Genomic DNA, 18,878 nt, shown 5'->3' on the forward strand with positions numbered 1-18,878 from the left:
CGGCGCCCCGCCCCATGAACCCCCGGTCGGCTGCCGCTTCGCCGCATAACGCCTCTGCTAGCGTTATTAATCAGGGCAGATGCTGCAATCAAACCCATGCGGCGAGGAGGTGAGCCATGGCAATGGCTGACTGGCGCCTTGAAGGCGTCGAGTTTGCGTCCTGTAACTGCAACTGGGGTTGTCCGTGCCAATTCAGCTCACTTCCGACCCACGGCAAGTGCGAAGCGGTGGTGAGCATGCGAATCGACAAGGGCCACTTCGAGAACCAGGTGCTCGATGGTCTCTGCTGGGTCGGCACCTTTGCCTGGCCTGGCGCCATCCACCAAGGCAATGGCCGCTGCCAGGTCTTCATCGAGGAGCGCGCGACGCCAGAGCAACGCGCAGCCCTGCTGACCATCCTGTCAGGTGCGGAAAGCCTGCCGGGGGCGACGGTGTTCCAGGTATTCAGCACCACCCTGAGCGAAGTGCTCGAGCCTTGTTTCGTCCCTATCGAAATGCAGATCGACGTCGATGAACGCAGTGCGCACACTCGCATCGCTGGCGTACTCGAGGCCACGGGCGAGCCGATTCGCAATCCGGTGACCGGTGAGCCGCAGCGGGCCCGCCTGACGCTGCCGGACGGCTTCGAGTTCACCGAGGCGGAAATGGGCAGCGGCAGCTTCGACGCACAGGGCGGCATCAGGATCAGCTCGCAAGGCGGCCATGCTCACCTGGCACACCTGCACTTGACGGGACAGGGCGTGGTGCGCTGACGGTGTCCTCGGAGTCCAGCTCCGGCCCCCGTGCGGCCCCAAGGTGGTTGAGTCGGCAAGCGGCATTGCTGCTGATCCTGCTGTCTGCCCTTACCGGGGTCGCCTGGCTGTTCCTGCTGGACCTCGCACGGCGCATGGCCGCTCCCGGGGGCATGCTGGCGATGGCCATGGAAGGCATGCCGATGCCCTGGACACTGCGCGACGCCCTGCTGATGTTCGCCATGTGGAGCATCATGATGGTCGGCATGATGCTCCCCAGCGCCACGCCGATGTTCCTCCTGTATCAGCACAGCACTCGTCGGCGACTCCCCGCCGACCAGCGAAACCTGGCATTGCTGCTCTTCTGCGGCGCCTATCTGCTGGTCTGGGGCGGGTTCAGCCTGGTCGCCACGCTGCTGCAATGGCTACTGGACCAGCGAGCTCTGCTCAGCACGGAGATGCGCAGCCAGAACCACTGGCTGGGAGCGGCATTCCTGCTGGGCGCCGGCCTCTATCAGTTCCTGCCCGCCAAACATGCCTGTCTGCACCGCTGCCAGTCCCCCCTGCAGTTCCTGCTGGCTTACTGGCGGCCAGGCCCATCCGGTGCGTGGCGCATGGGGCTGGCCCATGGACTGTATTGCCTGGGCTGCTGCTGGGCGCTGATGGGCGTGCTGTTCGTGGTGGGATTGATGAACCTGCTGTGGGTCGCGCTGATCGGCGCCTACGTGCTGCTGGAGAAGTACCTGCCCGGCGGCACCTGGCTCAGCCGCGCATCGGGGATATTGCTGGCGCTGTGGGGACTCCTGCTGCTGCACGGCAGCTAGCCACGGCTTTCCATTCCCCAGAAACACCAACGCCCCGAACCTGTCGGGGCGTTGGCCTGGCCTTGCAGTCAGCGCGTTTTCACACCGCCTGCAAAATCGCCGCGTTCCTTGACACGTCAGCCGCTCAGAGCGCCGACCAGCCGTCCAGCTGGCCGCCCAGGTCGGCGGAGTGCTCGGACAGCAGCGCGGCATAGCCGCTGATGTGCTCGTGGCTGAGCTCCATCACCGGATAGGCCAGGACCTGCCAAGGCAGCTGGTCATTGCCGTCATATTCCGAGTAGGCCACTTTCTGCCCGTTCTGCAGCAGCATGATGGCGAAGTCCAGGGCGGATTGTTCGTCCGGGAAGATCACCGCGAACTCTACCTCGTGCTCGACGGAAAGGTCCTCACCGTCCTCCTGCAGGGCCCACAGGGCGTCACCGATTTCGTCGTCCGGGAAAAGCTGCTTGTCGCGGCTCATGTCACTGCTCCAGTTGTAAGTCAGCGTGGCCGTCTGGACACGCCCGTGCAGGATACCCGTCCTGCGTGACAAGTGCCGGAAAATCTCGCCGGCACCATCGCCAGCCGTGATGTTCACCATCACGGCTATTCACTTCAACCCTAGCCCACCCGGCGAGATTATTCCGCCATCGGGCCCGCGGCCCTCCCACATCGAGCAGCCGACATGAACCGCACCGACGAGGCCTACCGCATCACCTACATCACCCTGGACGACCTGCAACTGCAGTTCGAAACCCAGATCGCGATCACCGAAGCGGACGGCAGCCTGGCCCTGCATCGCGCAGCAACCCCGCCGGCCGAACGCCGGGCGCTGCGTGAACTGATTCGCCAGGAGCCACTGGGCTCCGCGGCCTGAAGGGTACTTGTGCCGCCAATACATCCCGTCCTCATCTGGTCACCCCGGTTCGCGAGCAAGCTCGCTCCTACAGGCATGCACTGACCCGCTCTTCGCAGCAGCGAGCTTGCTCGCGAACCATGGCCTGCACCTCGCGCACAGGGCGCGCTGCTACAAGCAGCACCTGCGGACCAGGAAAGCATTCGAAAGAAAAACGGCGAAGCGGATAGCTTCGCCGTTGTGCCGGGCGCTCGGCCCGATACGGAGTGCGCAACTGCGCGAGGGAAGCGGACTGCCCGGAGCGGATAGCTCCACCCGAAGGCTGGCAGGCCGGATGGCCATCGAGCGATGGCCGGAAAGCTCGCCAGGAGCGCACCCTTGCGGCACGCTCCCGGCACGGACGTCAGCCGATGGTCATCAGGCTGGCGTTGCCGCCGGCGGCAGCGGTGTTGACGCTCAGGGCGCGCTCGATCAGCAGGCGTTCCAGCGGAATGTCGGTTTCCCCACGATTCAGCCCGGTAACGCCAACGATGGCACCCTTGCGCTTGGACGCCTGCTCGCAGACCGCACGCAGCTGATCGGAATCGCCGTGGTGCAGGATGGCGTCGAAGGCGCTGTCGGTGGCGGCCCAGTCGGCGATCAGGTCGATGCGCTTCTGCACCTCCTTCGGCAGGCTGGTGACCAGCTCGCTCTGCGCCTGCAGGACCAGCGCGCGGCTGCCCACGGACAGCACGGCGGCCAGTTGCGCCAGCAGGTCGGCGCGGTCTTCGGCCAGACACAGCACGTGTTCGCGCGGCAGCAGGCTGTAGGTGTTGCGCTCGCCGGTCGGGCCGGTCAGCACCTGCACGGTGTAGCTCTGCGACAGCTCGGCATAGCCTGCGATCAGCGCGGTCAGCGCCGGCTCGTTCTGGCTGGCCCACTGGGTCAGCGCCTCCACCGCCTTGCTCGCCTCGGCCGGACGCCCCACCGCCTGCGCACCGTCGCCCTGCAACTGCTTGGCCACCGCATCCTGCGGACGGGTGGAGAGCAGGCGGTACAGGTACAGCGGGCCACCGGCCTTCGGACCGGTGCCGGACAGGCCCTCACCACCGAACGGCTGCACGCCGACCACGGCGCCGACCACGTTGCGGTTGACGTAGAGGTTGCCGACATGGGCGCTCTCCACCACCTGGGCGATGGTCTCGTCGATGCGGGTGTGCACGCCGAGGGTCAGGCCGTAGCCGCTGGCGTTGATCTGCGCCAGCAGTTGGTCCAGCTCGGAACGCTCGTAGCGCACCACGTGCAGCACCGGGCCGAAGATTTCGCGCTTGAGCTCGCTGAAGCTGTCCAGCTCGATCAGGGTCGGCACGACGAAGGTACCGCGCTTGATCTCCTCGGCGTCCACGCGGGCGCTCTGGAACACCTTGCGGCCTTTGTCGCGCATGGTCTGGATGTGCTTGTCGATGTTGCCCTTGGCTTCCTCGTCGATCACCGGACCGATGTCGGTGTGCAGGCGCTCCGGCGCACCGACGCGGTACTCGGCCATCGCACCCTTGAGCATGGCGATCACCCGGTCGGCGACGTCGGCCTGCACGCACAGCACGCGCAGGGCCGAGCAACGCTGACCGGCGCTGTCGAAGGCGGAGTTGACCACGTCCACCACCACCTGCTCGGCCAGGGCCGAGGAGTCGACGATCATGGCGTTTAGGCCGCCGGTCTCGGCGATCAGCGGGATGGTGCGGCCCTGGGCGTCGAGACGGCCGGCGATGTTGCGCTGGAGGATGCCAGCCACTTCGGTGGAACCGGTGAACATCACGCCGCGCACGCGCTCGTCACCCACCAGGCGGGCGCCGACGGTTTCGCCACGGCCCGGCAGCAGCTGCACGGCGCCGGCCGGCACGCCGGCTTCCAGCAGGATGCGCACGGCTTGGGCGGCGATCAGCGGGGTCTGCTCGGCCGGCTTGGCCAGCACGGTGTTGCCGGCGGCCAGGGCGGCGGCCACCTGGCCGCTGAAGATCGCCAGCGGGAAGTTCCACGGGCTGATGCACACCACCGGGCCCAACGGGCGGTGGCTGTCGTTGGCGAAGTGGGTGCTGGCCTGGGCGCCGTAGTAGCGCAGGAAGTCCACCGCCTCGCGCACTTCGGCGATGGCGTTGGCAAAGGTCTTGCCCGACTCGCGCACTAGCACGCCCATCAGCGACTGGATTTCGGCTTCCATCAGGTCGGCGGCGCGCTGCAGGATGGCGCCACGCTCGGCCGGCTGGGTGGATTGCCAGATCTGCGCGCTGGACAGCGCGCCGAGGATGGCGTTGTTGACGTCGGCTTCGCTGGCTTCACGCACGTGGCCCACCACGTCGCGCAGATCGGCCGGGTTGCGCACCGGCTGCGGCTCACCCGGGGCGGCGTCGACCAGACCGAGGATCGGCGCGGCCAGGTAGGCCTGGTTGGTGCTCGACAGCAGCGCCGAGGACAGCGAACCCAGACGGTGCTCGTTGGCCAGGTCGATGCCGGCGGAGTTCAGGCGAGCGTCGCCATAGAGGTCGCGCGGCAGCGGGATGCGCGGGTGCGGCAGGCCCAGGGTGCCTTCCTGCGCGGCCATCTGCTCGACCTGCAGCACCGGGTCCAGCACCAGGTCCTTGAGGGAGATGCTGTGGTCGGCGATGCGGTTGACGAAGGAGGTGTTGGCGCCGTTCTCCAGCAGGCGGCGAACGAGGTACGCCAGCAGGGTTTCATGGCTGCCCACCGGAGCGTAGATACGGCACGGGCGGTTGAACTTGCCGTCGGCGACCTTGCCCACCACCTGCTCGTACAGCGGCTCGCCCATGCCGTGCAGGCACTGGAACTCGTACTGGCCCGGGTAGTAGTTCTGCCCGGCCAGGTTGTAGATGGCCGACAGCGAGTGGGCGTTGTGGGTGGCGAACTGCGGGTAGATGGCTTCCGGTACGGCCAGCAGCTTGCGTGCGCAGGCCAGGTAGGAAACGTCGGTGTACGGCTTGCGGGTGTAGACCGGGTAGCCTTCCAGGCCGCTGACCTGGGCCAGCTTGATCTCGCTGTCCCAGTAGGCGCCCTTCACCAGGCGGATCATCAGGCGGTGGCGGCTGCGCTTGGCCAGGTCGATCACGTAGTCGATCACGTACGGGCAGCGCTTCTGGTAGGCCTGGATGACGAAGCCGATGCCGTTCCAGCCGGCCAGGCTCGGCTCGAAGCACAGGCGCTCCAGCAGGTCGAGGGAGATTTCCAGGCGGTCCGCTTCCTCGGCGTCGATGTTGATGCCGATGTCGTAGTCGCGGGCCATCTTCACCAGACCGAGCACGGTTGGGTACAGCTCGTCCATCACGCGGTCGTACTGGGCGCGGCTGTAGCGCGGGTGCAGCGCGGAGAGCTTGATGGAGATGCCCGGGCCTTCGTAGATGCCGCGGCCGTGGGAAGCCTTGCCGATGGCGTGGATGGCCTGCTCGTAGGAGGCCAGGTAGCGCTTGGCATCCTCGTCGGTCAGCGCGGCTTCGCCGAGCATGTCGTAGGAATAGCGGAAGCCCTTGGACTCCATGGTGGCCGCATTGGCCAGGGCCTCGGCGATGGTCTCGCCGGTGACGAACTGCTCGCCCATCAGGCGCATGGCCATGTCCACGCCCTTGCGGATCAGCGGCTCGCCGGACTTGCCGATGATGCGGTTGAGCGCCGAGGACATGCCCGCCTCGGTGTGGGTCGACACCAGCTTGCCGGTGATCAGCAGGCCCCAGGAGGCGGCGTTGACGAACATCGATGGGCTCTGGCCCAGGTGCTGGCTCCAGTTGCCGTTGCTGATCTTGTCGCGGATCAGCGCGTCACGGGTGGCCTTGTCCGGGATGCGCAGCAGCGCTTCGGCCAGGCACATCAGCGCCACGCCTTCCTGGGACGACAGGGAAAACTCCTGCAGCAGGCCCTGCACCAGACCCTGGCGGCCGCCGGCGTTCTTCTGGTTGCGCAGCTTCTCGGCGATGCCCAGGGCCATCTTGTTGGCGGCGTCGGCCTGCTCCTTGGGCAGACGGGCCAGGTCCAGCAGCATCGGCAGCGCCTCGGTTTCCGGGCGGCGGTAGGCGGAGGTGATGGCGGCGCGCAGTACCGACTGCGGCAGGATGCTTTCGGCGAAATCGAGGAAGACCTGCAGACCCTGCTCGCTCAGCGAGTCCACGGATTCTTCGCCTGCGGCGGCGGCCAGCCCGGAGTGCTCGGCGGGAGTCAGCCCACCCTCGACCTGTTCGAGGTACGTGAAGATCGCCTGCTTGATCAGCCAGTGCGGGGTACGGTCGAGCTGCTGGGCGGCGAGCTTCAGACGTTCACGGGTGGCGTCGTCGAGCTTCACGCCGAGGGTAGTGGTGGCCATGGGTCGTCCTATTGTTAAAAGTTTGGAGCGTGCAAAGCGGCGCAAGGTTAAACCGCCGCCCACAAAGGTGCAACCAGGTGCAACCACTCTTTCGCGACCCGCCCGAAGCCCTGGGGCTCAGTGCGCCCGCAAGGTGCACGGAGCCCAGCCACTCTCCACCTACTGGATCATGCCGACAGGCGGATGCGACCAAGGTATAACCCGCAGGACGAACAGGTTGCACCCTGACACAAGGCGAACCCGGACAGCATAGGCCAGGGCACGGCAGGTTGCGCTCGTGGAAGCGACCAAGGAGATGGAGAACGACAGGAGTCGGCGCCCTGCCGCCGGGCAGCACCGGCAGTACGCGAGGTCGACCGGCACAACCGGCCACCTCGCCGAATTGGCTTACTTCAGGCGTCGTTCCGCGGCGATTTCCGGGAGATCGGTGCGCCGCAGGTAGGTGAGCAGCGCTTCGCTGAAATTGAGGCGGTCGTTGATGTTCTGCGCGGCGAGGATTTCCAGGCACTCGCGACTCAGGGTCATGACGTCGCCCGCCCGCAGCACCCAAACGAACTCGCAGGCCGGCTGGATGCTGTCCTCGGCCACGTCCATGCCAAAGGAGTCTTCGCTGAAACGCACGATGTACCTGCCGGTCTTGCGGTTGAAACCGACAAAGCCGCAAAGGCCGTCGGCGGCCTTGCAGATGTCGCTGGAAGTGATGGCCATGGTTCCCCCTGGATCGGATTGTTATGGATTGCGCACGCAGGAGGGGCCGCTCTGACGGCGGCTGGATCGTTCTTTCTGCCCCACGACGCGGGCCGGCTCTTGTAGGAGCGAGCTTGCTCGCGAATGGTTTTTCCCGAGGACTCCAGCGCTGGGCGGTTCGCGAGCAAGCTCGCTCCTACAGGGCTTGCATACGCCCGGCGTTCCGTCACGCCCCCTGCGCCAGATGCCGCGCGATCACCTGCCGCAGCGGCGGCAAGCCCTGCGCCAGGCGCAAACCCGCATTGCGCAGCAGGCGCACAGGCGGACGCGGATCGGTGTACATGCCGACGATCAGCCGCGTGGCCTGGTACAGCGGCCAGGTCGCCAGGCGATGAGCCGTGGCGTAACGGCGCAGCGGCCAGGTACCGCCGATGTCGCCGCCACGCCTGTGGGTGGCCAGCACCTCCGCGGCGAGACGGCGCTGGCTCTGCAAGCCGAAGTTGAAACCATGGGCAGTGACCGGATGCATGCCCACGGCGGCATCACCGATCAGCGCACTGCGCGGGCCGGCGAAGCGATCGGCGAAGACGCCCACCAACGGATAGCTATGGCGCGGCCCGAGCAATTGCATCGCGCCCAGCCGGCGGTCGAAGCGCCGCTCCATCTCATGGGCGAAGGCTGCCTCATCCAGCTCCAGCAGCGGCGCCATCTCGCGCTGCGGCAGGGTCAGCACCACCGAGGAGCGATCGCCATTGATCGGCAGCAGCGCCAGGGTCTGGCCGTAGCCGAACCACTCCCAGGCCACGTTGTGGTGCGGCCGCTCATGGGCCATGCGGCAGACCATCATGGTCTTGCCGAAATCCTCCAGGCTCGCGCCGATGCCGAGCATCCGTCGCGTCTCGGAAAAACGGCTGTCGGCGGCGACCAGCAGGCGCGCATGCACCTGGCTGTCATCGTCCAGCGTCAGCTGCACGCCTTCGCGCTCCACTCGCAGCGAGCGCAGCGCTCGGCCGCAGACCAGCGACACGTCCGGGCACTCGTGCACCGCATCGAAGGCCGCGCGGCGGATCGCCTGGTTGGCCACGAAGTAGCCCAACTGCTCGGCCCCCGCCTGCCCCGCCTCGATGCGCAGCGCAAACAGCGACGGACCGTTGAGCACCTGGGCATCGCGCAATGGCGAGACTTCCTGCGGGTCGATGCGCGACCACATCCCCAGCCGCTGCAGCTCGGCGCGTGAGGCGTGGGTCAGGGCGATCTCGCGGCCGTCCTCGGCCGGCTCGGCCAGGCCCGCCAGCGGTTGGCGTTCGATCAACTGGACCGACAGGCCGTTGCCGGACAACGAGCGGGCCAGGCACAGCCCGGCAGGGCCGGCGCCGACGATGGCGATGTCCACGTGCATGGGTGACTCCTTTCGCGGGGATGGGCGGTCCCGGAGTCTAGGTTGGCCGCCCGGCGCTTTCGTTGCCGTGGATCAGTACGCCGCAGCGCCGCCCCTGCGGCGGCACGGCGCATACCTCCATGGAGGCATGCCGCCGCTCAATGGAACAGCCGGGTGCCCAGCTCGCGGCTGGCCTCCAGCAGCACCGGCAGGAAGCGGGTTTCCAGCTCCTGGCGCGACACCCGTCCGGCATGGGTGCCGACGTTCAGCGCCGCCAGCACCTGGCCGGCGGAGTCCTTCAGCGGCACGGCGATGGAGCGCAGGCCGACCTCCAGCTCCTGGTCGATGATCACCCAGCCCTGCTGGCGGATCTCGGCGATGCTCGCCCGCAGCATGTCCGGGGTATGCACGGTGCGGCTGGTCTTCACCTGCAGGTCGGCGTGGGCCAGGTAGTCCTCCAGCGCCTCATCGTCCAGGCCGGCAAGCAGGATGCGGCCCATCGAGGTGCAGTAGGCCGGCAACCGGCTACCGACGCTGAGGTCCACCGAAATCAGGCGCTGGGGTGTCGCCGAGCGGGCGATATAGAGGATTTCGTCGCCTTCCAGCGTGGCCATCGAACAGGCTTCATGCAGTTGTTCGCTCAGGCGATCGAGGATCGGCTGGGCGGTGACCGCCAGCGGCGTGGAAGACAGGTAGGCGTGGCCCAGGGTCAGCACCTTGGGCAGCAGCGAATAGGTGCGCCCGTCGGAGGTGACGTAGCCGAGCTTCATCAGCGTATGCAGGCAGCGGCGCACGGCGGCGCGGGGAATCTCGGTGCGATGGCTGATCTGCGCGATGGTCAGGTGGCGCTTGCGCTCCTGGAAGGCATGGATCACCGCCAGACCGCGGGCCAGCGAGGTCATGAAGTTCGGATCGCCAGTGAAGGCTTCGATACGCTTGGCCGGCGAGGCAACGATGGGCGGCGCAAGGGGCGGCAAGCTGGCACGAGGGGCGTCGGTCATTTCTTGTGGGTCCTGGCAGGCGGGCTCCGGGCGATTATCGATACGGGCGGGCGATTATCGCAACACAAATGACCGATTATCGAACGAAGGTTGAGTGACGCACCGGCCGCCCGGTTTTCGCGGGACCGAGAGGGCCTTCTGATCACTGCTCGGGAACTGTGTTTTTCCTGAACACCTCGGCGCCAGACGAAACCTTTCGCGGATAAGATCCGCTCCTACAAGATCAAGGGCCCCTCACCCTAACCCTCTCCCGCAAGCGGGAGAGGGGACTGTTCGGTGCAGGATGAAACCGTAGTGTCAGCCGACACGGACGGCTCCCTCTCCCTGAGGGAGAGGGATGGGGTGAGGGGGAAGCGCAGGCAGGGATTAACCCGGTAAAAGACAGTTGCTCCTACGAAAAGCAACGCCGCGCGCCGATCTGCTCCCGTAGGAGCGGACCTTGTCCGCGAAATCCCACAGCAGCACCCGGCCCCGTAGGTGAAACTCGCGCTTAAAGCGGCTCCAGCTTCAACTGCCGCAACCGGCTCAACGTCCGCGCAAAATCCACCGCCGCCCCGCCGGCTGCCAATTCTTCCAGCGACACCGAGGCGAACAGCTGCAACCGTAGCTGCCGGTCATAGGCGATATCGATGAAGTTGAGGAAGCGCATGCTCACATCTGGCGGGTAATCCGCCAGGGGGCCGAGACCGCTGACGGCCATGCGCGGGAAGTGCTCGATCAGCCACAGGTAGTCGCTGGCCGAACGCGGCCGCTCGAACATCTCGCTGAAATCCATCCAGGCGCTGTAGCCATCATGGGCGTGGATTCTCAGCGGATGATGGTTGACGTTGAGCACTTCGTTGAAGTTCGCGTCGTCCGCCAACCTCAAGCGGTCATGGATCAAATCGAAATCGTCCGTCGTCGCCGGCCAGAGGAAACTGCCCCACTCCTCCAGTGCGCTGCTCTGCTCGCGGTAGTCATGGCCGCCATCCAGCGACACGACGTCGAAGCGCTTTTCGATCAGCTCGATGGCCGGGCGGAAGCGTTCGCGGTACAGCGGATTCGGGCAGAGGTTTTCAGGCTGGTAGTTGGAGGTGCAGACCAGCCCCACGCCCTCGTCCACCAGCACCTTGAGCATGCGCCCCAGCAACATGGCGTCGCCGATGTCATGCACGTGGAACTCGTCGAAGCACAGCAGCCGGGTTTCCTCGGCGATGGCGCGGGCCACCCGTACCAGTGGGTCGGACTGCCCGGTGATCGCCAGCATGCGGCCCTGCAACTCCTGCAGGAAGGCGTGAAAGTGCACGCGGCGCTTGGCCTGGATGGGCGCCGCCGCGAAGAAGTGGTCCATGACGAAGCTCTTGCCCCGCCCCACACCGCCCCAAAGGTAGACGCCGGCCACCGGCTTGCGCAGGAAACCATGGCGACCGGCGAGGAAATCGTCGAGCCAGCTGGCGAGGTGGTCCACCGCCGCCAGCTGGGCCTCGTCCGCCCGGTAGCCGCGCTCGTCGAGCGCGGCGGCGAAGTGCCGCCGGACGCGGTCGGCGACCGCTTCGGCGGAGGTTACGTGAAGTCGCGTATCAGAAGTCAAAGAACACCGTTTCCGCATCACCCTGGACGCGGATATCAAAGCGGTAAGCGAGCTTCCCGTCCACCTCGCAGCGCTTGGCGATCAGCGTCTGCCGACGTTCGGGCTGCTCGATCCGGTTCAGCACCGGGTCCGCCGCGTTGGCCTGCGCCTCGTCCTCGAAGTAGATGCGCGTCTGCAGGTGGATGTTGATCCCGCGAGCGAACAGCGACAGGTTGATGTGGGGCGCCATGGGCACTCCGGCGGCGTTCTTCACCACGCCGGGCTTGATGGTGCGCACCTGCCATTCGCCGGCATCGAAGGTGGTCGCCGTGCGCCCGAAGCTGTTGAAGGGCTTTTCCAAATCGTAGGCGCTGTCGTACACGCCCTCGTGATTGGCTTGCCACAGCTCCAGGAAGGAATCTCGGATCAGGTGGCCGTTGCCGTCATAGACGTTGCCAATCAGCACGATGTGTTCGCCGGGCGCGCCGGGCTTGGCCATCTCGCTCCAGATTTCCTGGTCACGGGCGGGGTTGCCGGCGGCCGCCAGGGCGAGGCCGATGTGCACGTAGGGGCCGGCGGTCTGCGAGGGGGTTTCCGGCAGCAGTTCGATAGGCATGTTCGGTCCTCCTCACTTGTTCTCGAAATGAGTCTTGCGCTGGCCGCGCAACACGATGTCGAAGCGATAGGCCAGGCAGTCCATGGGGTTGGCGTTGCTCATGTCGAGCTTGGCGATCAGCGTCTGCACCGCGTCCGGGTTGGCGATGGACTTGACGATGGGGCACATGGGGATCAGCGGGTCACCCTCGAAGTACAGCTGGGTGATCAGGCGGGTGGAGATCGACGGACCGCTGATGGAGAAGTGGACGTGCGCCGGACGCCAGTCGTTCGGGCCGTTGCCCCAGGGATACGGACCGGGCTTGATGGTGCGGAAGATGTAACGCCCTTCGCTGTCGGTCAGCGCGCGGCCGACACCGCCGAAGTTCGGGTCCAGCGGCGCCAGGTAGCGGTCGTTCTTGTGCCGGTACCGACCGCCGGCGTTGGCCTGCCACATCTCCACCAGGGTGTGCGGCACGGGCTTGCCGTACTGGTCCATGACCCGGCCGGAAATCAGGATGCGCTCACCGATGGGCAGGCCGCCGTGGTTGAAGTTCAGCAGCAGGTCGTTGTCGTGCTCGCCCATCTTCAGGTGCGAGAAGTCCGGGCCGCTGGTTTCGGAGATCGACTGCGGAATGCTCACCAGCGCCTGGCGCGGGGAGCGGGTGATGGACGTCTTGTAGTCGGGCGTGAGGGCTTTGGGGTGCCAGTTTCGGTCACGAATGACGAAGCGGCTGTTTTCCGCATCGGACATGTCGGTCTCCTCTTGTTGGATTTATAGGAGCCTGTTGCATCAGGCAGTGCGACGCAGTGTCCCCTGCCCGGCCGACGCGGAAAATTGAAAAGATACCCGGAACCCATAACCAAACGGTTATGGATAAGCCCCCTCGCGGTACGCCTCGCCCACCTCGCGCAGCACCTCCAGGCACCAGTGCGCACCGAGGGACAACGGCAGCGTCGAGTTGCTGCACACTCCCACCGAGCCGCCCGGCTCCTGCACATTCAGCGGCAGCTCGACCATCTCGCCGGTGCGCAGGTCCAGGCGCACCGAATCCAGCGGAGCGATCCACAGCGCATCGCTGCTCAGCACATAACGGCGGCCGAGTACCGTGGACAGGGTTTCCAGCCGCCGGCGCGGCTGGCCCAGGCCGCTCTGCACCAGCAGGCTGTCGGCGGACTTGCGGATGGTGGTGCCGGCCAGCGGCAGCACCAGCGGCCAGTCGTCCAGCGCCGCAGGCAGCAGCGGACTCCCCAGCAGCGGGTGCCCGGCGCGGGCCACCAGGGTCATGGATTCGCTGTACAGGTGCTCGAAGGCCAGGCCCTGGATCTGCGGACTCTCGGTCATGCGCCCGACCACCAGGTCCAGCTCACCGACCCGCAGTTGCGACAACAGGTGCGCGCTGGGCCCCCCGACCACGCTGACCACCAGCGCCGGATGGCGCTCGTGCAGGCGCCGCACTACCTCCGGCATCAGCAGGCTTTCCACGGTGGAGAGCACGCCCAGGCGCACCGTGCTGGAGGCGTACTCGCCGCCGCGCAGGCTGTTCACCCCGTCACGCAGCGCCTGTACGCAAGGGCCGGCGTAACGCAGGAAGGCGACGCCCGCCTCGGTCAGGCTGGCGCCGCTCTTGCCGCGCTCGAACAGGCTGGCCTCCAGCAGATCCTCCAGCTCCTTGAGCGTCTTGGAGATCGCCGGCTGGCTCACCGCCAGGAAGTCCGCCGCGCGGGCCAGGCTGCCCTGCCGGGCCACTTCGAGAAAACACACCAGGTGGCGGAACTTGATACGCGAATCGATATTCATGGCGGCTCAACGGGGCTGGCGGAACGCGCGGGGCGAAACCCCGGCGTAGCGCTTGAAGAATCGGGAGAAGTAAGCGGGCTCGGAAAAGCCCAGGCTGTCCGACACCTGCTGCACGGTCAGCGTCGTGTACACCAGGTGCCGCTTGGCCTCCAGCAGCAGGCGCTGGTGGATCATCTGCAACGCCGACTGCCCGGCCAGGCGCCGGCACAGGGCGTTCAGGTGCGCGGCGCTGATGCCCAGCCTCGCCGCGTAATGCTCGATCGGTCGGTGCTCGCGGAAGTCCCGTTCCAGCAGGCGGGCGAAGGCCTGTACATGCTCGACGCCGCGATCCTGCTGGCTGGCCTCGGCGCGGGACTGCTCCTGGGAACGGCGGCTGAGCCAGACCAGCAGCATGTTGAGCAGCGATTGCAGCATCAGGTCGCGGCCCGGCACCTGCTCCGCGTATTCGCGGTCGATGGACTCGAACAGCGCATCCAGATGGCGCTTGCCCTCGCCCACGGAGAAGCACGCCGGCTGCTCCAGCACCGTGCTTTCCAGCAGGCGACCGAGCTGCTCGGCCAGCGGCAGGCCCATGCTCAGCACCCAGCCGCGCACGTCCTCGGCGAAGCGGAAGCCATGCACCGCCAGCGCCGGTGTGACCTGCAGCGACGCCTCGCGAACCGGCATCACCTGCCCCTCCACCTCCAGCTCGGCCTCGCCGGACTGCACATAGAGCAGCTGCACCAGATCACCGTGACGGTGCGGGCGAATTTCCCAGTCGTGCAGGCGGCTGCGCGAGGCGATGGATTCGCAGTGAATCAGGTCCGGCGTCGGCCAGGCGGCGGTCTCGCCATACAGGCGGAATACCGGAACCGGATTGTCGCGCGCTTGTTCGATCACCGAACACATCCATGAAAAGTCCAAGAAGACTGTTGGAAATTACCTTCAAAGCCCAATCCGATCCACAAAAAATGCAGGTAACAAAAACAACAGGCCACTCGAAAGGACCTTCCCCATGAAAACCCAGGTCGCCATCATCGGCGCCGGCCCGTCCGGCCTCCTGCTCGGCCAGCTGTTGCACAAGGCTGGCATCGACACCGTAATCCTCGAACGCCAGACCCCCGACTACGTACTCGGCCGCATCCGCGCCGGGGTGCTCGAACAGACCACCGCCGATCTGCTGCGCCAAGCCGGCGCGGGCGAACGCATGGACGCCGAGGGGCTGCTGCACGACGGCTTCGAACTGGTACTGAACGGCCGCCGCGAACGCATCGACCTCAAGGGCCTCACCGGCGGCAAGCAGGTGATGGTCTACGGCCAGACCGAAGTCACCCGCGATCTGATGCAGGTCCGCGCCGCCAGCGGCGCGCTGAGCGTGTACGAGGCCGTCGATGTGGAACTGCACGAGGTCACCGGCGACGCACCCTATGTCACCTTCACCCACCAGGGCGAGCGCGTGCGCCTGGACTGCGACTACATCGCCGGCTGCGACGGCTTCCACGGCGTGGCGCGGCGGACCATCCCGGCGGAGCGCCTGAGCATCTTCGAGCGCGTCTACCCCTTCGGCTGGCTCGGCTTGCTCAGCGACACCCCGCCGGTCAACCACGAGCTGATCTACGCCAGCAGCGAGCGCGGCTTCAGCCTGTGCAGCCAGCGCTCCGCTACCCGCAGTCGCTACTACCTGCAGGTGGGGCTGGAGGAGAAGGTGGAAGACTGGTCCGACGAGCGCTTCTGGGAAGAACTCAAGCGCCGCATTCCGGAAGACGCCGCGCGCCAGCTGATCACCGGCCCCTCGCTGGAAAAGAGCATCGCCCCGCTGCGCAGCTTCGTGGTGGAGCCGCTGCAGTACGGCCGCCTGTTCCTGGTCGGCGACGCCGGCCACATCGTCCCACCCACCGGCGCCAAGGGCCTGAACCTGGCGGCCAGCGACGTGAACACGCTGTACCGCATCCTGGTGAAGGTCTACGGCGAAGGCCGCACCGAGTTGCTGGAACAGTATTCGCCCATCGCCCTGCGGCGCATCTGGAAGGCCGAGCGCTTCTCCTGGTGGATGACCTCGATGCTGCACAACTTCCCCGACAACGACGCCTTCACCCGGCGCATGCTGGAGACCGAACTGGACTACTTCGTCGGCTCCGAGGCCGGACGCACGACCATCGCGGAGAACTACGTGGGGCTGCCGTTCGAGGACGTGATCTAACGGCGAAGCGCCGCCCTTATTGTAGGAGCGAGCTTGCTCGCGAACAGAGCTTGCCCGGCACTCCGCTGCCATGCGGTTCGCGAGCAAGCTCGCTCCTGCGAAGAGCAGCCCGGAGCCGTGTCTGAATAGTGCGCACAACCATTGCCGGGATGAAGGAAAGCCGAGGCAGGAAGCACTGCGCGCCCCACCATCTATCCTTACCCTCCACACGCAGCCCCGCTCGCCGCGTCACCGCCGGAGGGCAGCATCGAACAGGACGAAGAAAACTTCCTCAGCCACCTGCTCGCCGAGAGCGGCGACGGTGACCTGCGCGCCTTCTCCACCCTCTACCGCTGCGTCGCACCGCGACTCTACCCGCTGGCGTTGCGCCTGCGGCCTCGGCAGGAGGAGGCGGACGCCCTGTTCCTCGACACCTTCCTGCACATCTGGACCGACGCCGACGGCTACCACCCCACCCGCAGCGCCGCCCTGGACTGGATGATCGCCCTGCTCTACCAGCGTGCCGACCAGCCGCCGCCCGCCCCCAGCGACGAACCCTGGCCGGAGCTGCCGCCGCCGGACGAACTCTGGCCTGCCATCCGCGCCCGCCTGCCCGATGAGGAAGACGACAGCCGCAGCCTGCGCTGGCCGCTGATCATCGCCTGCGTGATCGGCGTGCTGATCGGCGTATTGCTCAGCCTCAGCCTGCTGCTCGACCTGCGCCCCGCGCCCTGAACCGTGCCAACCCAACCGCCCTGCGAGCCGACTCCCGACAGATAAACCCTGATTCGCGCATGCCATCACCTTGCCAATCCGCCACACACTTGGCATAAACGTCCGAATCTTTTCGCATAAATAACAAGGAAGTTTCGATGCGCATTCTTGGCCGCGTCCTGCTTGCAGTCCTGTTCCTGCTTCTCCTGATCGGCGCGGTCATCGCCTGGTACACCGCGCATCCCAACCTGCCGCAGTACACCCCGCCGGAAAAGATGATCCACCTTGACCAGTGGACCCCGGCCGACCGCCAGACCTACTACTACACGCCTCAGGGCACCCAGGTGAAAGGCCTGCGCTACGACTGGTTCACCCATCTGGAGCAGCCCTTCTCCAGGGACAAGTTCGCCAGCCCGGAAAACCTCGCGCGCTTCGGCTTCCTCATCGAGCCCGAGCAGATCGGCCGCGACGCCGAAGACACCCAGGCCGCCAACCCGACCAACCCCGGCAACCTGCCCGTCGGCTTCGCCCGCCACCAGGATGGCGAGACGGGTGCCTGGTACCTGGACATCACCTGCTCCGCCTGCCATACCGGCGAGCTGCGCTACAAAGGCACCGCCGTGCGCATCGACGGCGGCGCCGCCATGCACTCCATCGCCTCCACCGTGCCCACACTGCGCGGCGGCGCCTTCGGCCAGGCGCTGGGCGCGAGCCTCGCGGCCACCTACTACGTGCCGTGGAAGTTCGACCGCTTCGCCAAGGGCGTACTGGGCGACCGCTATCCCAAGGGCAAGGCCGCGCTCAAGCGCGACGTGCGCAACGTGCTCGGCACCCTGCTCTCCACCGCCTGGAACGACACCCACCGCGGCCTCTACCCGACCCTCGAAGGCCCCGGCCGCGCCGACGCCTTCGGGCGCATCGCCAACAGCGTGTTCGGCGACGGCATCGACGCTTCCAACTACCGCGTCGCCAACGCCCCGGTGAACTACCCGCAGGTCTGGGACATCTGGAAATTCGACTGGGTGCAGTGGAACGGCTCCGCCATGCAGCCCATGGCCCGCAACATCGGCGAAGCCCTCGGCGTGGGCGCCACCCTGCGCCTGTTCGAAGCCGACGGCAAACCGGTGCAGGGCGACGAACGCTACGCCTCCAGCGTGCGCCTGCGCGACCTCTACACCATCGAAGAAACCCTCAAGCACCTCAAGCCGCCGACCTGGCCGAAGGAAGTCTTCGGCGAGATCGACCTGGCCAAGGCCTCCCAGGGCCGCGCCCTGTTCCAGGCCAACTGCGTCTACTGCCACGGCCCGCACGTGAAGGAGCCCGGCGCCAAGGACTACATCGCCCCGGCCCGCGTGCCCGAGTGGCGCATGAAGATGGTCCCGACCAAGGAGATCGGCACCGACCCGACCACCGCCGACAACATCGCCGACCACAGCTTCGACATCCGCCCGCTGAAGCTCAAGGCCGAAGAGCTGCAGGGCATGAACGTCCACCTCTACCCGAAGAGCGACGTACCACTGGACCTGTCGAAGATCTCCGCCGCCAAGGGTCTGGCCTACGTCACCGCCTTCGTCGAACAGCGCGCCTACCGCGACGCCCACATCGGCGCCGAACAGCAGCAGGACATGAACGGCTACGGCCTGCCCATCGGCGTGCAGGAACTGCGCGCCTACAAGGCCCGCCCGCTGGATGGCATCTGGGCCACCCCGCCCTTCCTGCACAACGGCTCGGTGCCCAACCTGTTCCAGCTGCTCTCCCCGGTGGCCGAGCGCGACAGCCAATTCTGGGTCGGCAGCTTCGAGTACGACCCCAAGTACGCCGGCTACCGCACCGAACGCTTCCCCGGCGGATTCCTCTACAAGACCAGCGTGACGGGCAACGGCAACGGCGGCCACGAATTCCGCGACGGCTGCCGCAAGGACGGCGCCATCGGCCGCGCCCTCAGTCCGGAAGAACGCTGGGCGCTGGTGGAATACCTGAAGGTGCTGGGCAACCCCGAATACGAAGCCAAGCTCGACCCGAACGTCCCCACCCAACCCTGGACGCCCGGACCGAAGTGCGAGTAAGCCACGCGAGCTAGCGGGCTCTTTGTAGGAGCGAGCTTGCTCGCGAACCTGCTTCACTCCGGAGTCGCCGGGGGAGTCTGTTCGCGAGCAAGCTCACTCCTACAGCTAGCCCCAAACGCCTCAGCATCACAAAACATCGGACCAGTCCCCTCTCCCTTCAGGGAGAGGGCTAGGGAGAGGGAAACGCCCAGCACCAGG

General features: G+C 66.6%; 16 protein-coding genes. 6 read left to right on the plus strand and 10 right to left on the minus strand.

Annotated features, from left to right (window positions below):
- Nucleotides 1-122: 122 nt before the first annotated feature.
- Both ACAW63_RS20465 and ACAW63_RS20470 read left to right on the plus strand, forming a co-directional pair.
- Nucleotides 123-752, plus strand: coding sequence for a DUF1326 domain-containing protein (locus ACAW63_RS20465; RefSeq protein ID WP_371228196.1), 630 nt, complete (start codon nucleotides 123-125; stop codon nucleotides 750-752).
- Nucleotides 753-817: 65 nt separating this feature from the next.
- Nucleotides 818-1,555, plus strand: a complete 738-nt coding sequence (locus ACAW63_RS20470) for a DUF2182 domain-containing protein (protein WP_371228198.1) — start codon at nucleotides 818-820, stop codon at nucleotides 1,553-1,555.
- 124 nt (nucleotides 1,556-1,679) lie between these two features.
- On the opposite strand, the gene ACAW63_RS20475 is transcribed toward ACAW63_RS20470, so the two are convergent.
- A complete protein-coding gene (locus tag ACAW63_RS20475; protein WP_152223940.1) occupies nucleotides 1,680-2,015 on the minus strand; it encodes a ribonuclease E inhibitor RraB in 336 nt (111 codons plus the stop codon).
- Nucleotides 2,016-2,219: 204 nt separating this feature from the next.
- On the opposite strand from ACAW63_RS20475, the gene ptrC reads away from it, so the two are divergent.
- Complete coding sequence (gene ptrC, locus ACAW63_RS20480; RefSeq protein WP_275611575.1) at nucleotides 2,220-2,411, plus strand: type III secretion system co-regulatory protein PtrC; 192 nt, start codon at nucleotides 2,220-2,222, stop codon at nucleotides 2,409-2,411.
- A gap of 382 nt (nucleotides 2,412-2,793) precedes the next feature.
- Here the strand turns inward: ptrC and putA are convergent, their stop codons facing one another.
- The 9 genes from putA to ACAW63_RS20525 all read right to left on the minus strand — a co-directional run bounded on the left by putA (nucleotide 2,794) and on the right by ACAW63_RS20525 (nucleotide 14,630).
- Nucleotides 2,794-6,732, minus strand: coding sequence for a trifunctional transcriptional regulator/proline dehydrogenase/L-glutamate gamma-semialdehyde dehydrogenase (gene putA / locus ACAW63_RS20485; RefSeq protein ID WP_371228199.1), 3,939 nt, complete (start codon nucleotides 6,730-6,732; stop codon nucleotides 2,794-2,796).
- 387 nt (nucleotides 6,733-7,119) lie between these two features.
- Entirely contained in the window at nucleotides 7,120-7,440 is a 321-nt protein-coding gene (locus ACAW63_RS20490) for a DUF2025 family protein (protein ID WP_371228200.1), read from the minus strand.
- A gap of 205 nt (nucleotides 7,441-7,645) precedes the next feature.
- A complete protein-coding gene (ubiM, locus tag ACAW63_RS20495) occupies nucleotides 7,646-8,818 on the minus strand; it encodes a 5-demethoxyubiquinol-8 5-hydroxylase UbiM (protein ID WP_371228202.1) in 1,173 nt (390 codons plus the stop codon).
- 137 nt (nucleotides 8,819-8,955) lie between these two features.
- Nucleotides 8,956-9,798: an IclR family transcriptional regulator gene (locus tag ACAW63_RS20500; protein ID WP_275611571.1), complete on the minus strand. Its 843-nt coding sequence runs from the start codon at nucleotides 9,796-9,798 to the stop codon at nucleotides 8,956-8,958.
- A gap of 490 nt (nucleotides 9,799-10,288) precedes the next feature.
- Nucleotides 10,289-11,368, minus strand: coding sequence for a cell division protein ZapE (gene zapE / locus ACAW63_RS20505; RefSeq protein ID WP_371228205.1), 1,080 nt, complete (start codon nucleotides 11,366-11,368; stop codon nucleotides 10,289-10,291).
- Nucleotides 11,358-11,963, minus strand: a complete 606-nt coding sequence (gene pcaG, locus ACAW63_RS20510; RefSeq protein ID WP_371228207.1) for a protocatechuate 3,4-dioxygenase subunit alpha — start codon at nucleotides 11,961-11,963, stop codon at nucleotides 11,358-11,360. Before pcaG ends, zapE begins: the two co-directional genes overlap by 11 nt.
- A 12-nt stretch (nucleotides 11,964-11,975) precedes the next feature.
- Entirely contained in the window at nucleotides 11,976-12,695 is a 720-nt protein-coding gene (pcaH, locus tag ACAW63_RS20515) for a protocatechuate 3,4-dioxygenase subunit beta (protein ID WP_371228209.1), read from the minus strand.
- 117 nt (nucleotides 12,696-12,812) lie between these two features.
- Nucleotides 12,813-13,742, minus strand: coding sequence for a pca operon transcription factor PcaQ (gene pcaQ, locus ACAW63_RS20520; RefSeq protein WP_371228211.1), 930 nt, complete (start codon nucleotides 13,740-13,742; stop codon nucleotides 12,813-12,815).
- A gap of 6 nt (nucleotides 13,743-13,748) precedes the next feature.
- The gene (locus ACAW63_RS20525; RefSeq protein WP_371228213.1) at nucleotides 13,749-14,630 is read right to left on the minus strand and encodes a helix-turn-helix domain-containing protein; all 882 of its coding nucleotides are present in this window, start codon (nucleotides 14,628-14,630) and stop codon (nucleotides 13,749-13,751) included.
- 106 nt (nucleotides 14,631-14,736) lie between these two features.
- Here ACAW63_RS20525 and pobA point away from each other — a divergent pair, with 106 nt between their 5' ends.
- From pobA to ACAW63_RS20540, 3 genes are all read left to right on the plus strand, one after another.
- Nucleotides 14,737-15,921, plus strand: a complete 1,185-nt coding sequence (pobA, locus tag ACAW63_RS20530; RefSeq protein WP_371228215.1) for a 4-hydroxybenzoate 3-monooxygenase — start codon at nucleotides 14,737-14,739, stop codon at nucleotides 15,919-15,921.
- A gap of 363 nt (nucleotides 15,922-16,284) precedes the next feature.
- A complete protein-coding gene (locus tag ACAW63_RS20535; RefSeq protein ID WP_371228217.1) occupies nucleotides 16,285-16,635 on the plus strand; it encodes a hypothetical protein in 351 nt (116 codons plus the stop codon).
- Between the two features lie 137 nt (nucleotides 16,636-16,772).
- The gene (locus ACAW63_RS20540) at nucleotides 16,773-18,680 is read left to right on the plus strand and encodes a di-heme-cytochrome C peroxidase (protein WP_371228219.1); all 1,908 of its coding nucleotides are present in this window, start codon (nucleotides 16,773-16,775) and stop codon (nucleotides 18,678-18,680) included.
- The last annotated feature ends 198 nt before the right edge of the window (nucleotides 18,681-18,878 follow it).

This window comes from Pseudomonas sp. QE6 (assembly GCF_041379005.1).
In the GTDB taxonomy this organism is placed as follows: Bacteria; Pseudomonadota; Gammaproteobacteria; order Pseudomonadales; family Pseudomonadaceae; genus Pseudomonas.